21 protein-coding genes are annotated in these 23,503 nt (G+C 38.0%); 6 read left to right on the top strand and 15 right to left on the bottom strand.

Features of this window, described 5'->3' with window-relative positions; all coding sequences use genetic code 11:
• Positions 1-450 precede the first annotated feature (450 nt).
• Entirely contained in the window at positions 451-837 is a 387-nt protein-coding gene (locus tag FS875_RS01380) for a TIGR02301 family protein (RefSeq protein ID WP_144752010.1), read from the top strand.
• A gap of 350 nt (positions 838-1,187) precedes the next feature.
• On the opposite strand, the gene FS875_RS01375 is transcribed toward FS875_RS01380, so the two are convergent.
• On the bottom strand, positions 1,188-2,516 hold the full coding sequence (locus FS875_RS01375) for a dihydroorotase (protein ID WP_144752007.1): 1,329 nt from the start codon (positions 2,514-2,516) through the stop codon (positions 1,188-1,190).
• 64 nt (positions 2,517-2,580) lie between these two features.
• Here FS875_RS01375 and ygfZ point away from each other — a divergent pair, with 64 nt between their 5' ends.
• A complete protein-coding gene (ygfZ, locus tag FS875_RS01370) occupies positions 2,581-3,453 on the top strand; it encodes a CAF17-like 4Fe-4S cluster assembly/insertion protein YgfZ (protein ID WP_144752004.1) in 873 nt (290 codons plus the stop codon).
• Entirely contained in the window at positions 3,446-4,063 is a 618-nt protein-coding gene (locus FS875_RS01365) for a YfbR-like 5'-deoxynucleotidase (protein ID WP_144752001.1), read from the top strand. The genes ygfZ and FS875_RS01365 overlap by 8 nt, the downstream gene beginning before the upstream one ends.
• 605 nt (positions 4,064-4,668) lie before the next feature.
• On the opposite strand, the gene panB is transcribed toward FS875_RS01365, so the two are convergent.
• The 11 genes from panB to rpoZ form a co-directional block, all read right to left on the bottom strand.
• Positions 4,669-5,484: a 3-methyl-2-oxobutanoate hydroxymethyltransferase gene (gene panB, locus FS875_RS01360; protein ID WP_144751998.1), complete on the bottom strand. Its 816-nt coding sequence runs from the start codon at positions 5,482-5,484 to the stop codon at positions 4,669-4,671.
• Positions 5,481-6,341 (bottom strand): pantoate--beta-alanine ligase, encoded by an 861-nt coding sequence (gene panC, locus FS875_RS01355; protein WP_144751995.1) that lies wholly within the window; start codon positions 6,339-6,341, stop codon positions 5,481-5,483. Before panC ends, panB begins: the two co-directional genes overlap by 4 nt.
• Positions 6,342-6,369: 28 nt before the next feature.
• On the bottom strand, positions 6,370-7,116 hold the full coding sequence (gene recO, locus FS875_RS01350; protein ID WP_144751992.1) for a DNA repair protein RecO: 747 nt from the start codon (positions 7,114-7,116) through the stop codon (positions 6,370-6,372).
• Positions 7,117-7,141: 25 nt separating this feature from the next.
• Positions 7,142-8,047: a GTPase Era gene (era, locus tag FS875_RS01345; protein ID WP_144751989.1), complete on the bottom strand. Its 906-nt coding sequence runs from the start codon at positions 8,045-8,047 to the stop codon at positions 7,142-7,144.
• Positions 8,040-8,747 (bottom strand): ribonuclease III, encoded by a 708-nt coding sequence (gene rnc, locus FS875_RS01340; protein WP_144751986.1) that lies wholly within the window; start codon positions 8,745-8,747, stop codon positions 8,040-8,042. The genes era and rnc overlap by 8 nt, the downstream gene beginning before the upstream one ends.
• Positions 8,728-9,540 (bottom strand): signal peptidase I, encoded by an 813-nt coding sequence (gene lepB / locus FS875_RS01335; protein ID WP_144752206.1) that lies wholly within the window; start codon positions 9,538-9,540, stop codon positions 8,728-8,730. Before lepB ends, rnc begins: the two co-directional genes overlap by 20 nt.
• Before the next feature lie 80 nt (positions 9,541-9,620).
• Positions 9,621-10,022: a holo-ACP synthase gene (gene acpS / locus FS875_RS01330; RefSeq protein ID WP_144751983.1), complete on the bottom strand. Its 402-nt coding sequence runs from the start codon at positions 10,020-10,022 to the stop codon at positions 9,621-9,623.
• Between the two features lie 37 nt (positions 10,023-10,059).
• Positions 10,060-10,632: a DUF2062 domain-containing protein gene (locus FS875_RS01325; RefSeq protein WP_144751980.1), complete on the bottom strand. Its 573-nt coding sequence runs from the start codon at positions 10,630-10,632 to the stop codon at positions 10,060-10,062.
• A gap of 107 nt (positions 10,633-10,739) precedes the next feature.
• A complete protein-coding gene (gene pyrE, locus FS875_RS01320) occupies positions 10,740-11,318 on the bottom strand; it encodes an orotate phosphoribosyltransferase (RefSeq protein ID WP_144751977.1) in 579 nt (192 codons plus the stop codon).
• Between the two features lie 16 nt (positions 11,319-11,334).
• On the bottom strand, positions 11,335-13,557 hold the full coding sequence (locus FS875_RS01315; protein ID WP_144751974.1) for a RelA/SpoT family protein: 2,223 nt from the start codon (positions 13,555-13,557) through the stop codon (positions 11,335-11,337).
• Positions 13,558-13,685: 128 nt separating this feature from the next.
• The gene (gene rpoZ / locus FS875_RS01310; RefSeq protein WP_120121952.1) at positions 13,686-14,084 is read right to left on the bottom strand and encodes a DNA-directed RNA polymerase subunit omega; all 399 of its coding nucleotides are present in this window, start codon (positions 14,082-14,084) and stop codon (positions 13,686-13,688) included.
• 567 nt (positions 14,085-14,651) lie between these two features.
• Here rpoZ and FS875_RS01305 point away from each other — a divergent pair.
• Positions 14,652-15,320, top strand: coding sequence for a uracil-DNA glycosylase (locus FS875_RS01305; protein WP_144751971.1), 669 nt, complete (start codon positions 14,652-14,654; stop codon positions 15,318-15,320).
• Between the two features lie 24 nt (positions 15,321-15,344).
• Here FS875_RS01305 and smpB read toward each other — a convergent pair whose 3' ends face one another.
• The gene (gene smpB, locus FS875_RS01300) at positions 15,345-15,821 is read right to left on the bottom strand and encodes an SsrA-binding protein SmpB (protein WP_120121951.1); all 477 of its coding nucleotides are present in this window, start codon (positions 15,819-15,821) and stop codon (positions 15,345-15,347) included.
• Positions 15,822-15,839: 18 nt separating this feature from the next.
• A complete protein-coding gene (dapA, locus tag FS875_RS01295) occupies positions 15,840-16,724 on the bottom strand; it encodes a 4-hydroxy-tetrahydrodipicolinate synthase (protein WP_144751968.1) in 885 nt (294 codons plus the stop codon).
• 250 nt (positions 16,725-16,974) lie between these two features.
• On the opposite strand from dapA, the gene FS875_RS01290 reads away from it, so the two are divergent.
• Positions 16,975-19,068 (top strand): lytic transglycosylase domain-containing protein, encoded by a 2,094-nt coding sequence (locus tag FS875_RS01290; RefSeq protein ID WP_144751965.1) that lies wholly within the window; start codon positions 16,975-16,977, stop codon positions 19,066-19,068.
• A 1,011-nt stretch (positions 19,069-20,079) separates the two neighbouring features.
• Here the strand turns inward: FS875_RS01290 and FS875_RS01285 are convergent.
• Entirely contained in the window at positions 20,080-20,859 is a 780-nt protein-coding gene (locus tag FS875_RS01285; RefSeq protein WP_144751962.1) for an energy transducer TonB family protein, read from the bottom strand.
• A 243-nt stretch (positions 20,860-21,102) separates the two neighbouring features.
• Here FS875_RS01285 and FS875_RS01280 point away from each other — a divergent pair, with 243 nt between their 5' ends.
• Positions 21,103-23,280, top strand: coding sequence for a TonB-dependent hemoglobin/transferrin/lactoferrin family receptor (locus FS875_RS01280; RefSeq protein WP_144751959.1), 2,178 nt, complete (start codon positions 21,103-21,105; stop codon positions 23,278-23,280).
• Positions 23,281-23,503 lie beyond the last annotated feature (223 nt).

Below are 23,503 nucleotides of genomic sequence, written 5' to 3'. Positions count from 1 at the left end.
ACGATATTACGCACCGTTCTTTTAGATGTCTCTTCTCTCAAATGATCACATTATGTAGTTTAGACTAAAACTTTCACCTTATCGCCAATTCTTCTTCCCCTATGGTTATTGAGGCTGTTTCCATTATTTATCATAAAAACAATCTCTTTTATTTGTTTGGACAAAAGCATTCTAAAAATAGAGAGCTTTTTTCTTCTTGAAAGAAACAAGTTTAGAAAAAATTTCATAGGCAATAGAATATTTATATAAAAAATAGATGACAGGAAGAAAATCTTAAAACTTTAAACCCCATAAAGCTTCATCAGTATTTTCAATATTTCACAATGGGTTTCTTATTATCTCCTACGCCCTATATTTCATCATCAATCATTGAGAATAATGTCCTAATGACCCCTCCTTTTAACAGCGTCCTCATGACACAATTATTTTTAAAAGAAAGCAATAAAAATAATGCGTAATAAATTGAAAAAAATTATTCTTTTAATATTTCTTGTCATTTCAATGCCAACCTTTGCACAACAATCTCCACCTTATGAGAAAAAATTACTTCGCCTCGCAGAAATTTTAGGATCCTTGCATTTTCTCCAAAATCTTTGTGAGCCTCAAACAAACCAAGTGCCAATAAACCAATGGTATGACTATATGAACGCACTCATTGAAGCAGAACACCCCACTCCACAAAGGCGCGCTTATTTTTATGAAGCATTTAATGAAGCGTATCGTGCTTTCTCAGAAAATTATCATCATTGTACACAAGCAGCCATTGAAGCTAATCAAAGATATATTCAAGAAGGAAGAGCTTTATCTGAAAATCTTCTCATGCATTATAACAGCTAACCTGTATAAAAAGTAGCTCCTCCCTTCATTTAAGTGATATCAATAATGCCCTCCTCACAAATGAATAGAGCAACTTTTGAAGAATAATGCCTCGATGTGCCTGTATTCTTATGAGCACCTTTTTCTGTATTGCTCTTTGTCTTCCTCTCCTCTTAAAGGAATGAAGATTCTTTTAATCCAATCTGGTTTGTAAATAGCCCAAGTTCTAGTGAATTCCTCTGGGCTTCCCACTCATGTAACAAGCTTAAAAAAATTTACCACGCATAAAAAACTCATGTATTAAGGAGGCTGACATACCTTCTTCTTAAATGATCGTATTTTGTGGTATAATAGGATAAAATTTATGCTGTTTACACCAAAGTTTCTATAAATTTAACAGGCTCTCCTTGCGAAGGTGTGACAATTTCACCTTCCCACATAACGCGCATACCACGGACAATAGTCCCGACAGGCCAACCTTTAACTTTTTGACCATCATAAGGTGTCCAACCAGCACGCGAACCAATTAAGCTATTCATCATCACTTCTTCTCGTTTAAGATCAACAATGGTCAAATCAGCATCATATCCAACAGCAAGACGTCCTTTACAGCTTATACCAAAAATACGACTAGGGCCATGTGAGGTGAGATCAACAAAACGCTCAAGAGATATTTTTCCTGCATTCACATGTGTTAACATAATGGCTGCCGTTGTTTGCACGCCTGTCATTCCTGAAGGTGAAGAGGGATAAGATTGAAGCTTTTCCTCAAGGGTATGAGGCGCATGATCTGAGCCTAAAACATCAATAATCCCCTGTTGAACACCGTACCAAAGAGCTTCACGGTGGCGCGATTCACGAATAGGTGGATTCATCTGAATTAATGTACCAAACTGCTTATAATCATCAGCCGTGAGAGTCAAATGATGGTGTGTTACTTCAATTGTTGCAACATCTTTATGTTTTTTTAGAAAATCAATTTCTTCTTCTGTCGAAAGATGTAACACATGAATGCGTGCTTTCGTTTCATGGGCAATTTTTATCAAACGCTGCGTACACTTTAATGCCGCAACCTCATCACGCCAAATCGGATGTGAGGATGCATCCCCTTCAATACGCAATATCTTACGTTCTTTGAGTCTTTCCTCATCTTCAGAATGAAAAGCTGCACGACGACGTGTATTTTTTAAAATAAGGCGTACACTTTCATCATCATCAACCAAAAGATCGCCGGTAGAAGATCCCATAAAGACTTTAATTCCAGCCGCACCAGGAAGTCTTTCTAATTCAGAGAGTTCATGAGCATTTTCACGCGTTCCTCCAACCCAAAATGCAAAGTCACAATGCATACGATGGAATCCGCGCTTAACCTTATCTCTTAATGTCTCTTCTGATGTTGTCAATGGATGGGTATTCGGCATTTCAAATACTGTTGTAACCCCCCCTAACACAGCAGAATATGAGCCACTTCCCAAATCTTCTTTATATTCATTGCCAGGCTCACGAAAATGTACTTGACTATCAATAATTCCCGGCAAAATATGAAGTCCCGTACAATCAATCACCTCACCAGCCGAGGCGCATGTAAGGTCGCCAATTTCAGCAATACGGCCATTTGTAACACCAATATCACGCTTGCTTTTTCCATCATGATTCACAAGTGTTGCACCTTTAAAAATTGTATCAAATGTTTTAAACATAGCCACGCTCCTTACATATTGCTCACTTATCGATTATGTAACTTTGAGCAGAAAGGCAAGAACCATGATTGAAAAACAAAATGCCATTTGCTTAAAAAACCGTAAAATTATTCAAATTACAGGCGAAGAAACAACAGATTTTCTGCAATCCCTGATCACGACAGATGTAAAAAAAATAAGTCCCCAAGAACTTTTCCCTGGAGCTCTCTTATCCCCACAAGGAAAGGTTCTTGCTGATTTTCTTATCGGTAAAAGAGAGGGGGGTTATTTTATTGATATTGTGATGTCTTTGGCCGATGCACTCTATAAGCGTCTGTTGCTTTATAAACTGCGTAAAAAAGTAGAAATTACACAACCACTACAAGGACTTGTTACAGTTTCTTGGAAAAATGAATCAGATACTTTAAGTTTTGATTCAAATTTTGTTGATAAACGCTTTCCACAACAAGAAAAAATAATACGAATCTATAGCAAAGTTCCTTTTTTGGCTTCAGAAAATTATGATACATGGAATCAATTGCGAATTCGTTATGCAATTGCAGAAAGTGATCAAGATTATGAAATCGGCAAAGTCTTTCCTCATGATATTAATTACGATCAAATTAATGGATTGGCGTTCAACAAAGGGTGTTATATTGGACAAGAAATTGTTTCACGAATGCACCATCGCCGTGCAGCACGCCGCCGTATTTTGATTGTAAAAGGCCAATCTGACCTCCCCCCTCAGTCAAGCATTGAAGCAGGAACAAAAGTGCTTGGCCACTTGGGAACATCTGTTGCAAATGAGGCTCTCGCTTTAATGCGTATTGACCATGTCAAAGATGCTATGGACCATAACATTCCCTTTACTGTAAAAAATATTCCTGTCACTATAAGCATTGCTGAAAATATGAATTTTACCTTTCCTGAAAATACGATAGAAAATACGCATGGCTAAAGCTGAATTATTAAAAAGTGGAGAAGCGCGCGCTTGGCAAAGAATGCTCTCTGGACGCAGACTTGATCTTCTTAATCCTTCTCCTTTTGATATTGAAATTGAAGATATTGCCCATGGGCTTGCTCGTGTAGCCCGTTGGAATGGGCAAACACGAGGAGAGCATGCCTATTCTGTTGCACAACATTCACTTTTGGTTGAACAAATATTTCAAAAACTTTTTCCTCAGTCGCCGCGTCATGAATGTCTCTGTGCTCTTCTTCATGATGCACCAGAATATGTCATCGGCGATATCATTTCACCCTTTAAAGCTGTCATAGGAAAACACTATGAACGCATTGAAAAGCGTATCCAAGATGCAATCCACATGCGATTTTCTCTTCCCGTTGATCTTTCTCAAAAACTTTTTAAAAAAATTAAACAAGCCGACCGTATTGCTGCATATCACGAAGCAATCACGCTTGCTGGATTTAATACAGAAGAAGCCCTTCGCTATTTTGGCTCTCCCAATAATATTTTACCCGATGATCTTAATTTATCCCCCTCCTCTACACAACAAATTGAAAACGCATTTTTAACGCGCTTTAATGACTTAGACACCCCCAAATTATAGACTCTTTGCATTGTTGATTTCTTGCCATTATAGATTCATCAAACTGATTTATAATCATAATGTGTTGTTTTTTCCTGTTAAATGAAAGATCTGAATATCGTAGAATTTTCTCATTTCAAATCTGTTTATATTAAATCAATTAAAACCGTTTGCTTACACGTGATAAGCGAGGAGAGCGGTGTGGACTAAAAACTATACAAATAAAACTATACACAAGAGGACTCAAAATACCTCTTATGCCACCTCTCAAGTGGCAAACGATCGTCAGCAACATTGAAAGTTGGCAAAGCGTATGATGATATCCGTTTGTTTTTTTACGAAGCATAAAGATGGTCGTGCTTTATAAATTTTATACAGCTCCTGGAGGCTTTCCCATTATAGCCTTCACGAGGACTGTCACAAAATAGAATGAGATGTCTAAATGTTTCTTTAAAAAAGTACGTAAATTAGCACCCCAATGACATTCTGTCCTACATAAAAAGACAGCCCCATTAAAGTAATAAAAATCATCGCTAAAATTTCATACAAAAATATATGAAATAATGTACATTCCTTACAAAATAAATAAATCTTCTCTTATCGAACTTTTAAGCTTAAACTAAAATTTATTTCAGTTTATAAACTTCTTTATCCGCTGGAAAAGCGCGGGATGTAACATCCTCTGCATAGTTTTTGATTGCGGTTTCCATGGCTTGTTCAAGGTCTCCATAACGACGTACAAATTTGGGTACGTGAGCACCATAGCCCAACATATCTTCCATCACCAAAACTTGTCCATCACATTGATTAGATGCGCCAATACCAATTGTTGGAATAGAAAGCTTTTCTGTTAATTTTACGGCCAAAGGTTCGACAATCCCTTCCAAAACAATAGAAAAAGCTCCAGCCTCCTCAATCGCAGCTCCGTCGGCTTCAATTTTTTGCCAATCACTCTCTTTCCGTCCTTGTGTCTTAAAACCACCAAAACGATTGACCGCTTGGGGCGTAAGACCAATATGTCCCATCACTGGTATGCCACGTTTACATAAAAAATCTATTGTTTCCGCTATATAAACTCCACCTTCAAGCTTAACGGCCCCACACCCCGTTTGTGCAAGAATACGCGATGCATTTAAAAAAGCCTGCTCTTTACTTTCTTCATAAGAGCCAAAAGGCATATCAATAACGACAAGAGCTTTTTGAGATCCACGCACCACAGCTTGCCCGTGTAAAATCATCATATCTAAAGTAACAGGAAGCGTTGTCTCAAACCCATATACCACCATACCAACGCTATCACCAACCAAAAGGATATCGCAATAGGGGTCCGCAATCCGCGCAGTATAAGCTTGATAAGCTGTTAAAGAAACAATCGGCTGTTGTCCCTTTCTTTCGCGTATTTGAGAAGATGTTATACGCTTTACAGTTTTATGGATACTCATTTTCTGCCCTTCTCTTGCAATATATATTGATCAATAAGCCTTACCTCACCAAAGCGAACAGTAAGAAGTAAAACCGCTGGTTTATTCAATGTTCCTTTGACCTCGCATAAAGTTTCCATATCCCGTAAATCTATCGCTTCAATGATTGCACGCGTTTCTTTTTGTAAAATATTGTGTACAATTTTGCATAACTTATCAACCGACCGCTCACCTTCATGAAAAAGCTTTTCAACAGCTTTTCCACTTTCAGGAATAATTTTGGCCGCTTTACGATCTTCTAATGTTAAAAGCTTATTCCGTGAAGAGTGGGCAACACCATCTGCTTCACGTAAAATAGGGACTCCAATAATTTCAACAGGAAAAGCTAAATCTTCAACCATGCGCCGAATAATTAAAATTTGTTGAAAATCCTTTTCTCCAAAAAAAGCTTTATCGGGCTGAACAATATTAAAAAGCTTAGCAACCACACTCGTTACACCACAAAAGTGCCCTGGACGTAATTTTCCCATCAAAATACGTGATAATTTTTCTACCTTTACAATCGTATCGTTTCCCAAGGGCCACATTTCTTCCACGGAAGGCGCAAAAACACATTCAACACCCGCTTTTTCCAATAAAACACAATCGGCTCTCAAGTCTCTTGGATATTGATCAAAATCTTCATCAGTTCCAAATTGCTTTGGATTGACAAAAATAGAAACCAATACGCGATCACACATGGCTTTTGCACGCTGTACTAATGCCAGATGCCCCTCATGAAGAGCTCCCATTGTTGGAACAAAACCAATCGAAAAGCCTAAACTCCGTTCCTCTGAACTATATTGGCGAACTTCAGCAATTGTCTTTAAAACTTTCATTTTTCCATTCTATTCAATTATGATCACATCAACAAATAAATGTCTGTATACCAAATCGACGCTCAAACAACTGTATCAAATTCATGCGGACTGATGGCTGTTTTATATCTCGTGGCCCCCAAACATGACGCATAAGAAAAAAACCCGTTAAGTTAAAACCATTTATTATATCCCTAAAATCAGTAGGACGAGTTGTTCTTTGCACAAGAAACTGTGGAAGAATAAGAAGCTTTTTTTTCCAAGGTTCCCCTGCTTCTTCACAGACAGCCCGTCCAGATTTTGGCGATACGTAATAAAGTTTTTCCTGACGACCTGTTGCAGCACAACAAGATAAATCAAGACCAAAGCCAAGTTCTTCAAGAAGCCGCATTTCAAAACGTACAAGCAATTCCGCATTTACAAATGGTTCATCAAAATTCTGCATAAAAAGGTGTAAAATATCATATAAAATAGGGTGCGGATCACGCTCAGGAAGGAGCCTTAAATGAAAAGCAACCAATTGCAAAGCATAAAGTGCTTCTGGTAGACAGATTAATCGTGCCGCATGTAAATCAAGTGCTTCTAGGCGAAAAAGTCCCAAATGCTCTTCTAAACGCGCACTCCATTCAGCCTCCACAAAATTTCCAGGCTGAAGAAGAGCAGCCATACGACGCGAACGCCCCCCTTTTACTACCCCCATATAACGACCACGTTCACGTGTCATAATCTCAAGAATAACACTTGTTTCACCATATTGACGTGCCCCAAGAATAACGGCTTGTTCTTTCCATTTCATTGTATTTTAATTATTTTTTAAAATATTATTTTAAAAAATCCAATCCCATTTCGCGATAACGTTCTGGATCAGCATCCCAATTATTACGCACTTTCACAAAAAGAAAAAGATGAACCTTTTGATCCATAATTTTCATGAGTTCCTTGCGTGCAGCTTGACCAATCGTTTTAATTGTATCGCCTTTTGCTCCTAAAATAATTTTTTTCTGGCTCTCACGCTCTACATAGATAACTTGATTAATTTTAACGGAACCATCTGAACGCTCTTCAAAGCTTTCTGTTTCAACCGTTGAGGAATAAGGAAGCTCATCATGAAGACGAAGAAAAAGTTTTTCACGCGTAATTTCAGCAGCAAGATGACGCATAGGCATATCGGAAATTTGATCTTCCGGATAATACCATGGCCCCTCCTGCATCATGTTACTCAACGCATGAAGTAAATCCTTGCAACCAGAACCATTTAGAGCAGAAATCATAAATGTTTGCGCAAACTTTACACGTTCATTTATTTGAGTGGTTAACGCTAAAAGAGATGATTTAACAACTGTATCAACCTTATTGAGAACAAGAACTTTTTCTTGTTTCATAGTGTTGACAATATCTAACATCATCTCAACTTCATCTGAAAGACCACTTTGAGCATCAATTAAAACAAGCAAAACATCAGCGCTCTTAGCCCCTCCCCAAGCAGCAGAAACCATGGCACGTTCTAAGCGCTTATGGGGACGAAAAACACCCGGTGTATCAACCAACACAATTTGCACATTATCATGAATAACAATACCGCGGATTAAAGTTCGTGTTGTTTGTACCTTATGCGTTACAATTGAAACCTTTGTTCCAACCAACTGATTAACCAATGTTGATTTACCAGCATTAGGCATCCCAATAAGCACCACAAACCCAGAACGCGTTTTCATAACGTCACTCATGATCATTTTTTCCTATTGTTTCCCACACCCCCTCTCGGCGCAAAATTTTTTCAGCAGCCATCCTTTCAGCATATCTTTTAGAGCTTCCCTGCCCAATCTCTGAAGCAAAACCTGAAATACTAACCTCTACTATAAAAACAGGATCGTGATCTGGACCTGAGCGTTTGATAATCTGATAATGTGGTTGTGCATTACCTTGAATATGCGCCCATTCTTGTAACTCTGTCTTGGCATCACGTCGAGCTGCATTCATTTTCTTTGCCCGACTTTGCCAATATTTTTGAATAAAGGGGCGAACACTCTCTAATCCTCCATCAAGATACATCACTGCAATCAAAGCTTCTACGACATCTGCATGCATATTAATGAGACGACGCCCTTCAAAATTTCTCATCTCAAAACCAACTTGGATCATATCAGGCAGCCTCATTTCACGTGCAATATCAGCACATGTCTGCGCATTGACCAGATGATTCAAACGGACTGATAATTCACCTTCACTTGCTTTAGGGAAAAGTTGATACAGCATCTCTGCAATCAAAAGTCCTAGAACCCGATCGCCTAGAAATTCTAATCGTTCATAATTCCCTTGTTCCGAATCTTGCACACTCGCGTGTGTTAATGCTCTTTTTAATTTTTCTTCATCTTTAAAACGATGCCCCGTCAGCTTGAAAAGCTGATCAATCATGAGAGGTTTCATCGTTGTTTCCTTGCTTGATAAGCGGCAAATCATGAACCTTATTTATGAAAGAAAACAAGCGTTTCCAACGTACATCAAATGGCCAACGCCAAATCTGCCAAGCACTTGAACCGTTACTGATAGAAAAGAAAATCACGCTCGCGCGACCAATAAGATTTTCTTCTGGAACATAGCCTACATCCAAACGACTATCATCTGAATTGTCACGGTTATCCCCCATCATAAAATAATGTCCCTGAGGAACTTCAAAAACTTTTGTATCATCAACTTTTGGAATAAAAGCTAAATCAAGCGTATCGTAGCGAACACCATTGGGCAATGTCTCACGATAAACCTCAACAGGATAATTCACTTCCGTTATATCAGAATTATCAATCTCTCCCATAAAGTGACGTGAAACAGCCTTATCATTAATATAAAGGACGCTTTGACGAACTTGTATACGATCACCCGGGAGCCCAATAACGCGTTTTATATAATCGATCTTTGGATTACTTGGTAAACGAAAAACGACTACATCTCCCCGTTTAGGTTGGGATGCCCAAATACGTCCAGAAAAAAGAGGAGGAGAAAAGGGGATTGAAAAATGAGAATACCCATATGCATACTTAGAAACAAAGAGATAATCCCCCACAAGCAAAGTAGGACGCATGGAACCGGAGGGAATACTAAAAGGCTGGAAAAAAAGTGTTCGAATAAACGCTGCTAAAAGCAGAGCCTGTATTAAAACAGAAATTAATTCAAAAATCCCACCTTTTTTTTCTTTTTTATGCACTTTATCTTTTTGGACCATCACCAACTGCCTTCCCATCACAAATATAACTTTTTTTCATCATAATATTCAAATAACAAAAGCACAATCTCTCACGCCATCTATCCACGTGGAAGTGCTTCAATAATAACAAATGCCTGCGCCCAAGGAAAATCATCTGTGATGCTGAGATGAATAACTGCATCATGATGAGGAGGTAATAATTTTTGAAGTTGCACTTGCGCACGATTTGTTAATTGCATGATTGGTTTTCCAGAAGATAAATTAACCACTCCCATGTCTTTCCAATTGATACCATAAGCGATTCCCGTCCCTAAGGCTTTAGCACATGCTTCTTTAGCCGCAAATCTTTTTGCATAAGAAGAAGATTTCTTTTTGAGATTTTCAGACCTATTCCTTTCAATATCCGTAAAAATACGCTGGATAAACCGCTCGCCATAACGAACCAACATTCTCTCAATGCGTCGTATATCAACCAAATCATTTCCAAGACCAACAATCATAAAATATTATCCGATCTTTCTTACAATGAACGCTTCTTTAAACGCCTTTTTTTATAATCTTTTGATATCGCTTTTGTTTAAAACGAACCGTTGCTCTATAAACACCTATATAAGATAAACCACCAAAAACAACACCTAAAAGAGTTCCACCTAAAATCATAGGACTCATAATTGTGTTCCATGCACCTTTAAAAAGGAGAGAGAGATTTGACACCGTCAAACCGTTAAACAGAGCGCGAATTTGAGAAAGAGAGATCTCATTGACATCGCTAAAGAGCGATAAACAAAAATACCCTACTTTATAATCAGCCATGACAATCAATAAAAATGTAAGTGGATTAGAAAAAACCGTCCCAATAATTGCAGCTGCAAAGTTTGCACGCAAAATCCAAGAAAAAAATATTGCCAAGATAATATGCACACCAAAAACAGGAGAACAAGCTAAAAAAATGCCAATAGCAAACCCTAATGCAACCTCGTGCGGTGTTGCTGATATACGCAAAATACGTTTATAGATGTAAGAAAATGAGCGGGAAAATGAACGACGCGGCCATAACCAAAGTCGAATACGCGTTACAAAATCTACTGGTTCTCGACGACGAAAAAGCATTTGACTCTCAATATACATCCTTTGATGACAAAATAATCTATATCATCCAAATTAATCTTTTTAAGTTTTTGCATAAAAAAAAATAGAAAGACAATTAAATATTTCGACTAAATATTTCGACTTCCTGGTTTAATTGCTGGAAGAGCAGAAAGATCTGCAGGAAGTGCATCACTCGCATAAGAAGCTATCTCGTATTCAGCTAGCGCAATCAACGGAACACCAACATCAACCTTACCGCCAGAGCGATCAAGGATACAGGCACTTGCCAAGACCTCTGCTCCTGCTGCTGTCAACGCCTCAATGGTCTCACGAATCGAAAGACCCGTTGTCACAATATCTTCAACAATAACAACCCGCGCACCCTTTTTGATTTCAAAACGACGCAATTCAAAGACGCCATCGACACGCTCTACCCAAAGAGAAGGAACACCAAGGTGACGTGAAGTTTCATATGAAGGAATAAGACCGCCAATTGCGGGACCAACAACATAATCAATTTGTTCTTCAATAGATTCTTTGATTTTTTCAGCCAATCCACGACAGAGCTTTTCCGTCAAGTCAGCATGCATAAAAACTTTTGCCTTTTGCATATAAGTTGCACTATGGCGCCCCGATGTTAAAATAAAATGCCCTTCTAGAATAGCATCTGCTTGTTTAAAAATATCAATGACATCTTGTGTATTCATTGCAAAATCTTCCCTATTATCCATGAACCCGTCGTACTGTACTAACTGAATCTGCCTTTTTTAACTGAGAAAAGATACGATTCAAATGTTTTAAATCCCAAACTTCTAGATCAATCATCATTTCTGTAAAATCTGGTGCTGTACGGATAAAAGATAAATTTTGGATATTGGCATCGTTAGCAGAAATTATTTGCGCAATTTCAGCTAAAGAACCAGGACTATTGACAACCAAAATATTCATCCTTGCAGGAAAACGTTCATTCATTTGGGCATCAATATCCCAGCGGACATCAATCCATCGTTCTGGCTGATCATCATAGGCCATCAAAGCCGAAGACTGGATTGGATAAATAACGATCCCTGCACCTGGTTGCATAATGCCAACAATCCGATCTCCAGGTACAGCCCCTTCCGGTGAAAAACGCACAGGTATATCTCCACTGGTTCCTCGAATAGGTAAGGCTTTAGATTGATGATCCTCTATCATTGCATCTTTTTCATTTTCTGGAACCTTAAAAATCATCCCTTGAGCATTTTCAATATTAAACCACCCTTCTTCCCCAGGCTTAAAAGATGATTTTTGCACTACACGCTCTTGATAATCAGGATAAACCGCTTTAATCACATCAGCGGAAAACAACTCTCCACGCCCAACAGCAGCCAAGACATCTTCTACATCTTTACGTGCCAAACGTGGCAAAACTTTCTTTAAAACATCTTTTGAAAATTGTTTTCCCATATATTCAAACGAACGCTCAAGAATACGATATCCTAAGCCTGAATATTGCTTACGTACCGCTGCTCGGCTTGCGCGTCGAATAGCTGAACGTGCTTTACCTGTGACAACAAGAAATTCCCACGCAGCTGGCGGAATTTGAGCGTGTGAACGGATAATATCAACTTCGTCACCATTTTTTAATTTAGTCATTAAAGGCATAATACGACCATTGATTTTTACACCCACACAAGAATCGCCGATGTCTGTATGGACAGCATAAGCAAAATCGATAGGTGTCGCGCCTTTAGGAAAAGCAATTAACCGACCTTTTGGCGTAAAACAAAAAACTTGGTCTTGAAAAAGCTCAAGTTTTGTATGTTCTAAAAATTCTTCCGGATTATCTCCATCAGATAAAGATTGTATCGTTTGGCGCAACCATGCATAGGCATTCGTTTCGCTTGATAATTTCGAAGTCGAATAATTGGAACCGTGCTCTTTATATATGGAATGAGCTGCAACCCCATATTCAGCAACTTCATTCATGGCAGCCGTTCTAATTTGCAATTCAACACGTTGTCTTGAAGGTCCCACAATGGTTGTATGAATAGAACGATAATCATTTTGCTTTGGTATAGAGATATAATCTTTAAAACGACCAGGAACCATCGGCCAGGTCGTATGGATGACACCAAGAGCACGATAACAATCATCCACCGTTTCAACAATCACACGAAATCCAAAAATATCCGATAACTGTTCAAAAGATAATGCTTTACTTTCCATTTTACGAAAAACGGAATAAGATTTTTTCTGACGGCTTTTAACATCTGCTTTAATACCATTTTCCAAAAAAAGTTTTGTCAATTCATTTTCAATTGTGAAAAGCAAATCACGATTGCGCTTTGATAATTCAGAAAGTCGATTGGTAATCGTACGATGACCTTCTGGATTTAAATAAAAGAAAGAGAGGTCCTCTAATTCCTCGCGCATATCCTGCATCCCCATACGGCCCGCAAGTGGCGCATAAATATCCATTGTCTCCTCAGCAATTCGTCGGCGTTTATCATCACGCATGACACCAAGGGTACGCATATTATGAAGGCGGTCTGCAAGTTTGACTAAAAGAACACGAACATCATCAGAAATGGCAATAAGAAGTTTACGAAGATTTTCTGCCTGTACTGCTTTCTTTGATACAAGATCAAGCTTATTAAGCTTTGTAAGCCCTTCAACCAACTTCCCAATTTCAGAACCAAAAAGCTGATCAATCTCTGCCCGCGTAGCGCTTGTATCTTCAATTGTATCATGCAAAAGAGCAACAGCAATCGTTGCCTCGTCTAACCGCATATCCGTTAAAATAGCAGCAACTTCCAAAGGATGGGAAAAATAAAGATCCCCTGAAGCACGCTTTTGATGTGCATGCTTTTTCATTGCATAATCATAGGCTCTGTTTAGAAGAGCCTCATCTACGTCAGACTTGTAACGTTGAACACGCCCAACAAGCTCACGCTGACGCATCATACGAGCATATCCTTTATCTTTTCACACCTCTACCCCTTATTGAACACGCCTTATCAATAAAGGACAAAAAAAACAACTGCTCCTTATATGATAAGGTATCTTCACCCCTGTAATATCAACCGTAGTAATTAATAATCGTCACTTTTTTCTGGAACAACCAAACCTTCAATCCCCGCTAAAAGCTCTTCTTCGGACATTTGATCAAATGAAGCTCCTTCTTCTTGCGATGATGTATTAAAAACACTTTCAGCTTCACTTGAATGGGTAATGAACTCACTTGCCATTTCTGGTTCATCTACTTCCACATGCTTTTGCAGAGAATGAATAAGATCTTCTTTTAAATCAGCTGGCGACAATGTTTCTTCTGCTATTTCACGCAAAGCAACAACTGGGTTTTTATCATTATCCCGATCAACTGTAATCTGCGCACCTTGTGAAATCTGACGCGCCCGATGACCTGCTAAAAGTACCAATTCAAAGCGGTTATCAACTTTATCAATACAATCTTCTACCGTTACACGGGCCATTTATGCCTCTTTCTCAAATAAAAATTTAATAGCGGATATGAGGAGTATATACAATAGTCAAAATAAAACACAAGAAAAACAATATAAACTTTTATATTTTTTGCTTAAAGAACTTATTTGAGCAAACTCTTGGTAACTTTATAGAAAAATGTATATTCTTTTCACGCTCGTTATCAAAGCTGCGCTTCAAACAATTCCAATAGATTGGATTTGAACAAAGATAAGGTGTTTCTTGACAAAATATCTCTTTGGAATCTTTATCCTCTTAAAAGAAATACAAACTCTTAAAAATCCTTTCCAATAACAAAAGCTTTATGTACATTTTTTTTATGATACTATATTTATGACAGACAGATTTTTTTCTTTAAACATCGTATATATTACACTCTTATTCACCGAATAAATGACTGAAAGATTGCTTCTTGTTACATTATCATTAGCCATAAGTTTATATTAAACGTTTTTCTAAAAAAGTTTATTGATATTCTGAATTTTTTATCAAAACATGATCCATCATACACACCATAAAAGACTCAAAATAATAAAAAACAATTGATACCTAACGCCATGAATAACCCATTAACATCGCTTTACCCAGAGCCACCCCCAAATTGCAATTTATGCCCTAGGCTCCATCAGTTTATTGCTGACTGGCGTGTGAAAGAACCAAGTTGGCATAACGCGCCAGTACGCCCTTTCTTTCCCTATAAAGGAGCAGACACAACGCGTCTTCTCATTGTTGGTCTTGCTCCCGGTTTACGCGGCGCTAATCGAACTGGGCGTCCATTTACGGGTGATTATGCTGGGCACTTACTTTACTCCACTTTAAAAAAATTCGGATTTGCCCAAGGAACCTTTGAAGAAAGAGCAGACGATAGTCTTGAACTAATTGATGCCGCAATTGTTAACTCTGTTCGTTGTGTTCCACCAGAAAATAAACCCACCGGTGCTGAAATTAACACGTGCCGCTCTTTTTTCTCGCCTCTTTTAACAAGTCTTCCTGAACTTAAAGCCGTTATTACCTTAGGTACCATTGCACACCATTCAACCATACGTGCTCTTAATGCAAAAGTTTTAGCGCATCCTTTTGGACATGGTACAATCAATAACATTGGTAGATTACGCATCTTTTCCAGCTATCACTGTTCTCGTTATAATACGAATACTGGCCGCTTGACAGACGCTATGTTTCACCAAATTTTTCAAGCAGCAAAAACATACTTAGATCAATGCTAAATCAATAAAGCATATTTAAACCAATCATCCATATCTTTTTAAAAGTCTTGCTTTTTCACGTCCCCAATCACGTTTTTTTTCTGTTTCACGCTTATCATGAAGTTTTTTCCCACGGGCTAAAGCAATCTCTAACTTAACGCGCCCACGTTCATTAAAATAAAGTTTGAGAGGAACAAGTGTCATTCCCTCACGGGATGTTGCATTAAAAAAGCGTGCCATTTCACGTTTTGAAAGCAATAATTTACGCAAACGTCGCGGTTCATGATTAAAACGATTGGCTTGCGTATATTCAGGAATATAGCTGTTTACTAACCATAATTCTCCATTTTCAAAACTGGCATAGCTTTCAGCAATATTAGCATGATTAGAACGTAAAGACTTTACTTCCGCTCCTTGAAGAACAAGACCCGCCTCAAGATTATTCAGGATTTCAAAATTAAAACGTGCTTTACGATTATCAGCAATTATTTTCCGTGCGGGCGTGTTCTTTTTTTTATTCATGGCTTTATCAATATCATTTTATGCTTTTAAAAGCCCCGCATGAATAAGGGCTGCATCAATAATCTTCTTGGTGCTCTCTGTTAATGGAACAATCGGAGAACGCACAGTTTCACCACAAAACCCCAATTTTGCAGCAGCATATTTAATCCCTGCAGGGCTAGGTTCAATAAACACAGCTCGATTGAGAGGCATGAGGCGATCATTTAATTCCCTTGCTGTTTTATAATCACCATGAAAGCAAGCAGCTTGAAGCTCTGCACAAAGTTTTGGAGCAACATTGGAGGAAACTGAAATACATCCAATACCTCCATGGGCATTAAAACCTAATGCTGTACAATCATCACCAGAAAGCTGCACAAAATCTTTGCCACATTTTTCACCTTGTTCACTCACGCGCTCAATTCTGCTCGTTGCATCCTTAACACCAATGATATTGTTAAAGTCTTGATAAAGGTCTCTCATTGTTTCCACACTCATATCGATAACAGAACGACCCGGAATGTTATAAATTATAATTGGGATAGAAACAGCTTTGGCAATGGAAGAAAAATGCTTATATAAACCGGACTGATTGGGTCTATTATAATAGGGCGTAACAACCAAAACGGCATCTGCACCAGCTTTTTGCGCGTATTGTGCAAGCTCTATAGCCTCACTTGTGCTATTTGATCCTGCTCCAGCAACAACAGGAACACGCTTTGCGACCTGCTCAACACACAATGCTATAATTCGCTTATGTTCTTCATGACTTAAAGTTGCTGATTCACCTGTCGTCCCAACAGGGCTTACACCGTTAATCCCTTGTGCGATCTGCCATTCAACAAATTCACAAAACGCTTTCTCATCAATTGCACCCTTCTGATCAAACGGTGTGATAAGCGCAGTTATAGCTCCCTTGAGCATGATAAACTCCCTATAATGTTCGCTTTTATTTTTTTAATAATCGCCTTTATAAATTTTAAATAGAGCATAATCTTGCTCTATTATTGAAGCAAGATGAATTTCAAAAAAAGCCTCCATAAAATGAAGATGTCCCTCCTTAAATTTTGAATATTTCTTTTAAATAAGCCGTCCGTATTAACGCGTTTTTCATGCTTGTGTTCTATAAACCCTTAAGTTTTTACAAAAAGCAAGGTCTCAAGGTCTTTTCTCTATGCGTGTGTTTTCTACCTCTCTTTTCGTATCAACCTCTATTGCACTTATACTGGCAATAAGAATTTTATTTTCAAGTGCCTATGCACAAACACCTCTTTTACATGGGAAAGCACCAATCCCTTCAGCACGCCCTACCGCCCTTGCCTTTAAACAAGAAGCTCAAGAACTTCTTCACCACAGACACACGACATCGCACAATACTGCGACATTCAAACAACTAAAAGCTGGATTAGATGCTCTTGCAAACAATAATATTGCAAAAACAATAAGTCTTCGTAATTCACTGGAAAAACACAGTCTTGATCGTTATATTTTGACATGGGCGCTGGGGCTATCAAACCAAGATAATATACCAAGTTCTGAAATATATAATGCCATCAACATGCTAAAAGGATGGCCCGGTATAGAAACGATGCAACGCAATGCTGAACGTGCTTTTCTTAACGAAACAAATGTCACACGTGCTATCATCCAAAAGTTTTCGCATCATCCCCCTCTTACCGCACAAGGTATGGCTCTCTTTGCTAAAGCACTTATCGCAATGGGACAAATTACCCATGCCCAACATGTTATTGCACCATGGTGGCATAAAACACCGCTTAATGCAAAAGAAGAAGTATTTGTTCTTAAAAATGCAGCTGCAGCCTTAAAACCTATAGATCATTTAAAACGCATGCAGTTTATGCTGTATGCACATCGTTTTGATTCAGCGGCACGCGTTGCAAAATTAGCCCATGCTCAATCTCTTTTTGATGCTTTTGTAGCTGTTGAAAAAAATGATCCTAGAGCGACACAAAAATTACGCGCTGTCGAGAGAACATGGAAAAAAGATCCTCTCTTTCAGTTTGCTCGAATGCGCCATCTTCGGCGAACAGAGCAATATGATGCCGCAGCAACACTCATGATGAAAACATCCAAAGATGCCTTCCATCTTATGAACCCTCATTCATTGTGGAAAGAACAACGCGCCCTTTCTCGCGAAATGCTCGATTTAAACAAGCCCCAAATGGCTTATCAACTCGTTGCAATGCACACTGGCTTGACATCTGCATTAGCCGTCGATGCTGAGTTTCATGCAGGATGGTACGCACTACGGTTTCTTCATAACCCTAAATTAGCAATGCAGCACTTTTCACGCATTCCTCAACTTTCTTCTTTACCTTTTTCTGCATCACGTGGATATTACTGGATGGGACGAACAGCAGAAACGCTAAGAGAACATAAAAATGCCCAGCATTACTTTCATCGCGCGGCTCATTTTGGCACAACTTATTATGGCCAATTAGCCGCTGCACGACTCAATCAAAAAAAGCTTCACATTTCCTTTCCTAAACCAACAACCGCTGAGCGACAACATTTTAGTGCACGAAAAACCATAAAAGCAATTCAACGTCTTGAAGAAGCAGGTTATGCTGATTTTGCTAAAGTTTTTTATAGAGAGCTTGGAAAAAAAATAGAAAGCCCCGGTGAATTGGCTCTTCTGGCTGTTATGGCTGAAAAAAATGGTGACTATTATACCAGCCTAAAAATCGGAAAAATGGCTGTTTTTCAAGGGAAAAATGTCGGAGCGCTTTCTCACCCTCTGGGTGCTATACCAGCTTCTGCACATATTTCTGTAGAAGAAAAATCACTTATTTATGCCATTGCACGCCAAGAAAGCGAATTTAATCCAACAGCCATATCAAAAGCAGGTGCACAAGGTATACTCCAATTGCTTCCTACAACAGCAAAAGAACTCGCAAAAAAATACTCAATCGCATGGTCTCATAAAAAATTCAGCAGTGATACTCACTATAATGTGACATTAGGATCCCATTTTCTCAACGAGCAATTAGAACGTTTTAATGGATCCTATATCCTAACGCTTATTGGCTATAATGCAGGCCCCCGTCGAGTTAATGAATGGATAAAACGTTATGGCGATCCTCGAGGAAAATCTCTTGATAACATCGTTGATTGGATTGAGCGCATTCCTTATACAGAAACACGGAATTACGTGATGCGCGTTATGGAAAATTACGGCGTCTACAAAGCGAGACTCACTGGAAAAATAGATATAAAAACCGACCTGCTGTCTGGTCGATGGAAATAATATGCCTTAATCTTCCCAAATACTTGTGCATTCTTAAGGGGGGTATTTCTTTTTAAAAGAGTATCGATATACGGACTCACTCTTAACGTGTAAGAAAATAGATTTTAATCAATTCAGTATCAATAGATCTGAAATAAGAAAATCCTATACTATCCTGGGCTTTCATTCCCAATATAAAATAATGAATGATCATTATAAATCATCATGTTGTGCAAATAGTTCATTTCTTCTCAAAACATACACGATAATATTATAGAGATTATCAATATAAGAAGAGTGAAACGAATAGTGTATCCTTTTATTGTTTCTTATTCATCAACATTCAAATCTTGTACAATAACATGTTTTTTCTGATTACAATATTTCTATACCCCATAGGGATGCGCCATTACTATAGTTGTCTGGGTCATCTCTGGAAGCAAAAAGATAGACTCATTGAGTAAAACAACCTTAAAGATAAAAAAATATCCTCCTGCACCTTCCCTTTTCATTCAGTTTTACAACTTTTAAATATATTAATATCTTTTAGGAATGAAGCTAAAACTTTGCCTTTTATTCTTCTCATCTTTATATATAAGCCCATATCCTTCGCACAAAACAGAGTATTTAGCCCCAATAGTATGTATTTTTTATACCTATTTTTATTTTAAAAAGGTACTTTTAATGCTTTTAAGTTTATTTCATAACGATAAACATGAAAAGTACTTATGAAAAACCTCTCTCTAATGGTATAGTGATTAGATATATTGCTTTTAATGAGATAAGAGCGATAGGCTTATCATCCCCTAATACCCAATATTGCAGCAGCGTTTTTATTTAGAGCATTCATAAGAAATATGTTTACTCCTAAAACTTTTTATCCATATTCTCCTTTGTGACGTTTTTAAACGAATGATTTTGATTGATTCAACGTCAAAAAGATCTAGAAAAAACTATATTTCACTCACATTATAAAATGATGGGTAATCATTCTAAATCAATATATTATCTAAACAGAAACCTTCATAAAAATCAGCTAAATATCAAGGATACTCTAATCGTTTTATTTACTTTTGATGGTGGGGGGGGAGGAAAAGAACCGACACGTTGAAGGGCTGCCATAGCCAATCGATCAAGTTCCGGATCTCCAGCAGAAACGACGATACGGCTAGAAAAAATACTCCCCCGCTCATGGACTCTAAACTCTAACTTCACCGTTCCTTTTGCCCGACTGGTACGTTGTCCTACAACATAATTTTTTTGCTTTTCTAATTGCGACTGTACCTTTGCTAGCCACTCCATTAACACCATATCTTCAAGCCCTGCTGTACTGCCGCTCTGTCTAGCAGTAAGTGAACGCGCAGTCTTCATAAGGGATTGCTTGATAACTGTTTTTGGTCTCGGTTTTTTTTCCAATATTTTATCTTCTACTTTGTGAGGAGGAGATTCTTCCAAAGACTTCTCTGTAAAATCATCTTTTTCTACAATCTGCTGCGGCTCTTCCGGTTGAATTTCATCCACCGTCTCCGATATCTCTGGCTCTTGCTCAGCAAGATCTGGTTGTAATAATTCTGGTTTCGCACTCACATTTGATAAATCTGTATCATGATCTGGATTCGACGAATCTATATCAGCATCCAGATAGATACTCTCTTGGGTAAGAGTTAGCATAACTGTTGAAGAAAGCGTGCCGTCACTGACACCAGTCTTTCGAAAATAAAACTGTGCGCCCAATACTACATGTAAAGAAAGGGCGCCAACAAATGCACCAATCCAAAGAGCTGATAACTGCCTCGTATTTGCAAAGTTCATCGTTTCTTCCGCCGCTATTCTAAGTGCAATATTTGATATTTCATTTCATTAAAACAAGCTATTTTGAAATTGCAACTTTTTTCTTGACTGATTTTATCATGTTTAATATGGTTTCTCTGTGATTTTATATTGTTAAATCATTCCTGCTTGGTTGGCTAACTTTTGATAGGGTTAAGTCAAGCGTTTTTATGTAAAATTTCAAGCTTAGAGAGGGGATGTTTTTTAAAAAGGTTATAATGTGTTATGCGAATAAGACGAGAAAATATCCATAAGAGCTGTGTGATTTTAGGTGCGTTGTCGGTTTGTATACCTTCATGTGTTTTTGCACAAAACAGCGATAAGAATGTTGTGACTGAGCTCAAACCAATCCTTATTAAAGGAAAAAAAATAGAAGATGCTTCAAATTCAATAACCATTCTAACTAATCGTAACACCAATGAGAATATTGATGAAAAACAAATAACTGATGTGTATGACGTGAGTCGTCTTAATCCTTCCGTCTCCTATAATTCAGAAAATAATAGTTTTGTTGTTCGCGGATTAGATGCAAACCGTGTTCTTATGACAATAGATGGTATTTCTCTTCCATGGTTTAATGATATATTCCGTGGTGGCGGTGGAAATACAACTTTTGATTTCAATGCTCTTTCTACCTTTGATACTATTCAAGGATCAGATTCTAGTCTTCATGGTTCTGGTGCTCTAGGAGGAATGATTGCATTGCGTACCCTTAATCCTGAAGATCTTATCGTGGAAGGAAAAAAATGGGGAAGCCTTATAAAAGGTGGTTATAATTCTGTTGATAACAGCTGGCGCATCGATCAAGCGTTTGCTGTGCGTAATTACCAAACATTTTTGCTTTTCCAAGGGTCTTATGTAGAAGGTCATGAGCGTAAAAATATGGGAACAGTGGAAGGATATGGAGAACGCACGCGTAAAAATCCTTCTCACTTTGACAAAAATAATTTGCTTTTTAAAATTCATCAATATTTAAGTGATAACCATCGGCTTGGTTTTACTGCAGAGCGTTTTGGTCATAATAGTAACACACATGCATTAAATTCATCTAAAAGATATGCTCCAGGTTCCGTTTATGAGCGGGATGATAAGCTTCGTGAGCGTTTTTCTCTTTCTTATGATTATAATGGTAGTGGCGACTCACTTCTTGATGCGTTTAGTGGAAAGCTTTATTGGCAAAGACAATCAAGTCGTTACGTTATGAGTGGCGTTCGTGTTTCAGCCCCCAAAGGGGATTATTTAAGAGATAATTTTTTGCGTAATATCAATTATGGTTTCAATGCTGATGCACTTAAAAAAGTCGATTTTAGCACTGTAAGTCATACATTAAAGTTTGCAACAAATGTCTCGTCATCTAAATTTCATCACTATTTATTCGGTAAAGATAATTGTCATATAAAAGAATACGCCCGAGGATGTCTTTTTGTTCCTGCTAATCGCTCTGATTCACCAGACACAAATGGTTACAATTTAGGTTTTGTTTTTGAAGATGAAATTGGGTTAGGTGATGATCGTTTTCGTGTAACACCGGGAGGGCGGTATGATTGGTACAAATATGTTCCTCAGAAAACATCTTCTTATGAGAAAGCTCTGATTTCTGATAAATTTCCTCCAGAAAGAAGTGGATCACGCTTTTCTCCTAAATTACGCATGGAGTGGGATGTTCGTAATCAGGTAACGCTCTATGCTCAGTGGGCACAAGCTTTTCGTGCACCACGTATTTCAGAGCTTTACGTCTCTTATATCAAGCCTGGTGCTTATTACGTGAAAGGAAATCCTGATCTTCAACCAGAAACAAGCAATGGGTATGATGTGGGGTTACGTTATGGAAGTACAGGTTTTGGTGGTTCCTTCAATGCCTTTATCAACCAATATAAGAATTTCATAGATACCGAGGATAAAGGTCCATCAGAAGAATTCAGATTCGCGCGTCGGCATTACATGAATCGTTCCCGCGTGCAAATTTTTGGTGTTGAAACAAAAGCGCATTTAGTTCTTAAAAATGGTTTTCATAGTAATGTAGCTCTTGCTTATTTACAAGGAAAGGATCTTGATAAAAAGGAATATCTTAATTCAATCCCTCCTTTAAAAGCCGTTATCGGATTAGGATATGCAAAAGAGGTTTGGGGAAGCGATATTATTCTTACTTTGGCAGCCAAACGTGACAAAGTAGCTAAAGAATCTGATTACCAAAAAAATCCAGGATACCATGTTGTTGATATGACAGGGTGGTGGAAACCATTTGGTGAAACAGGACCTGTCTTAAGAGCCGGTGTTTATAATCTTTTCAATACAAAATATTGGAGTGAATCAGAAATTCCTTCAAGTGGAAGCTCAACACCGAAGGATTATTATAGCCAACCTGGTCGTAACTTTAAGGTGTCGTTCGTACAAAAATTTTAGTCACTTCTGTTAACGATTAGATCAAAAGTCGTATCGATAAAAGGATTAGTTATTGTGTTTCTATTTTTAATATCTTTAAAATTACAAAGATTTGGTAGAAAATCCCTAATTCTTTCCGTTTTATCGTTTTTTGATTGTTCAGCTGTTGGCGGTAAAGCATCGTTTTGTGATAGATTGAACGCCTAAAAGAATTTAGTCTATCGCCTTGGAGTTGTAAAATTTG

The organism is Bartonella saheliensis (assembly GCF_902162175.1).
This window is presented reverse-complemented; position numbering and strand designations above follow the sequence as displayed.

What these genes read in the sequence shown, in the direction of transcription:
- FS875_RS01380 (WP_144752010.1), top strand. Translation starts at nt 451, where the DNA reads ATGCGTAATAAATTGAAAAAAATTATTCTTTTAATATTTCTTGTCATT.
- FS875_RS01375 (WP_144752007.1), bottom strand. Translation starts at nt 2,516, where the DNA reads ATGTTTAAAACATTTGATACAATTTTTAAAGGTGCAACACTTGTGAAT.
- ygfZ (WP_144752004.1), top strand. Translation starts at nt 2,581, where the DNA reads ATGATTGAAAAACAAAATGCCATTTGCTTAAAAAACCGTAAAATTATT.
- FS875_RS01365 (WP_144752001.1), top strand. Translation starts at nt 3,446, where the DNA reads ATGGCTAAAGCTGAATTATTAAAAAGTGGAGAAGCGCGCGCTTGGCAA.
- panB (WP_144751998.1), bottom strand. Translation starts at nt 5,484, where the DNA reads ATGAGTATCCATAAAACTGTAAAGCGTATAACATCTTCTCAAATACGC.
- panC (WP_144751995.1), bottom strand. Translation starts at nt 6,341, where the DNA reads ATGAAAGTTTTAAAGACAATTGCTGAAGTTCGCCAATATAGTTCAGAG.
- recO (WP_144751992.1), bottom strand. Translation starts at nt 7,116, where the DNA reads ATGAAATGGAAAGAACAAGCCGTTATTCTTGGGGCACGTCAATATGGT.
- era (WP_144751989.1), bottom strand. Translation starts at nt 8,047, where the DNA reads ATGAGTGACGTTATGAAAACGCGTTCTGGGTTTGTGGTGCTTATTGGG.
- rnc (WP_144751986.1), bottom strand. Translation starts at nt 8,747, where the DNA reads ATGAAACCTCTCATGATTGATCAGCTTTTCAAGCTGACGGGGCATCGT.
- lepB (WP_144752206.1), bottom strand. Translation starts at nt 9,540, where the DNA reads ATGGTCCAAAAAGATAAAGTGCATAAAAAAGAAAAAAAAGGTGGGATT.
- acpS (WP_144751983.1), bottom strand. Translation starts at nt 10,022, where the DNA reads ATGATTGTTGGTCTTGGAAATGATTTGGTTGATATACGACGCATTGAG.
- FS875_RS01325 (WP_144751980.1), bottom strand. Translation starts at nt 10,632, where the DNA reads ATGCTTTTTCGTCGTCGAGAACCAGTAGATTTTGTAACGCGTATTCGA.
- pyrE (WP_144751977.1), bottom strand. Translation starts at nt 11,318, where the DNA reads ATGAATACACAAGATGTCATTGATATTTTTAAACAAGCAGATGCTATT.
- FS875_RS01315 (WP_144751974.1), bottom strand. Translation starts at nt 13,557, where the DNA reads ATGATGCGTCAGCGTGAGCTTGTTGGGCGTGTTCAACGTTACAAGTCT.
- rpoZ (WP_120121952.1), bottom strand. Translation starts at nt 14,084, where the DNA reads ATGGCCCGTGTAACGGTAGAAGATTGTATTGATAAAGTTGATAACCGC.
- FS875_RS01305 (WP_144751971.1), top strand. Translation starts at nt 14,652, where the DNA reads ATGAATAACCCATTAACATCGCTTTACCCAGAGCCACCCCCAAATTGC.
- smpB (WP_120121951.1), bottom strand. Translation starts at nt 15,821, where the DNA reads ATGAATAAAAAAAAGAACACGCCCGCACGGAAAATAATTGCTGATAAT.
- dapA (WP_144751968.1), bottom strand. Translation starts at nt 16,724, where the DNA reads ATGCTCAAGGGAGCTATAACTGCGCTTATCACACCGTTTGATCAGAAG.
- FS875_RS01290 (WP_144751965.1), top strand. Translation starts at nt 16,975, where the DNA reads ATGCGTGTGTTTTCTACCTCTCTTTTCGTATCAACCTCTATTGCACTT.
- FS875_RS01285 (WP_144751962.1), bottom strand. Translation starts at nt 20,859, where the DNA reads ATGAACTTTGCAAATACGAGGCAGTTATCAGCTCTTTGGATTGGTGCA.
- FS875_RS01280 (WP_144751959.1), top strand. Translation starts at nt 21,103, where the DNA reads ATGCGAATAAGACGAGAAAATATCCATAAGAGCTGTGTGATTTTAGGT.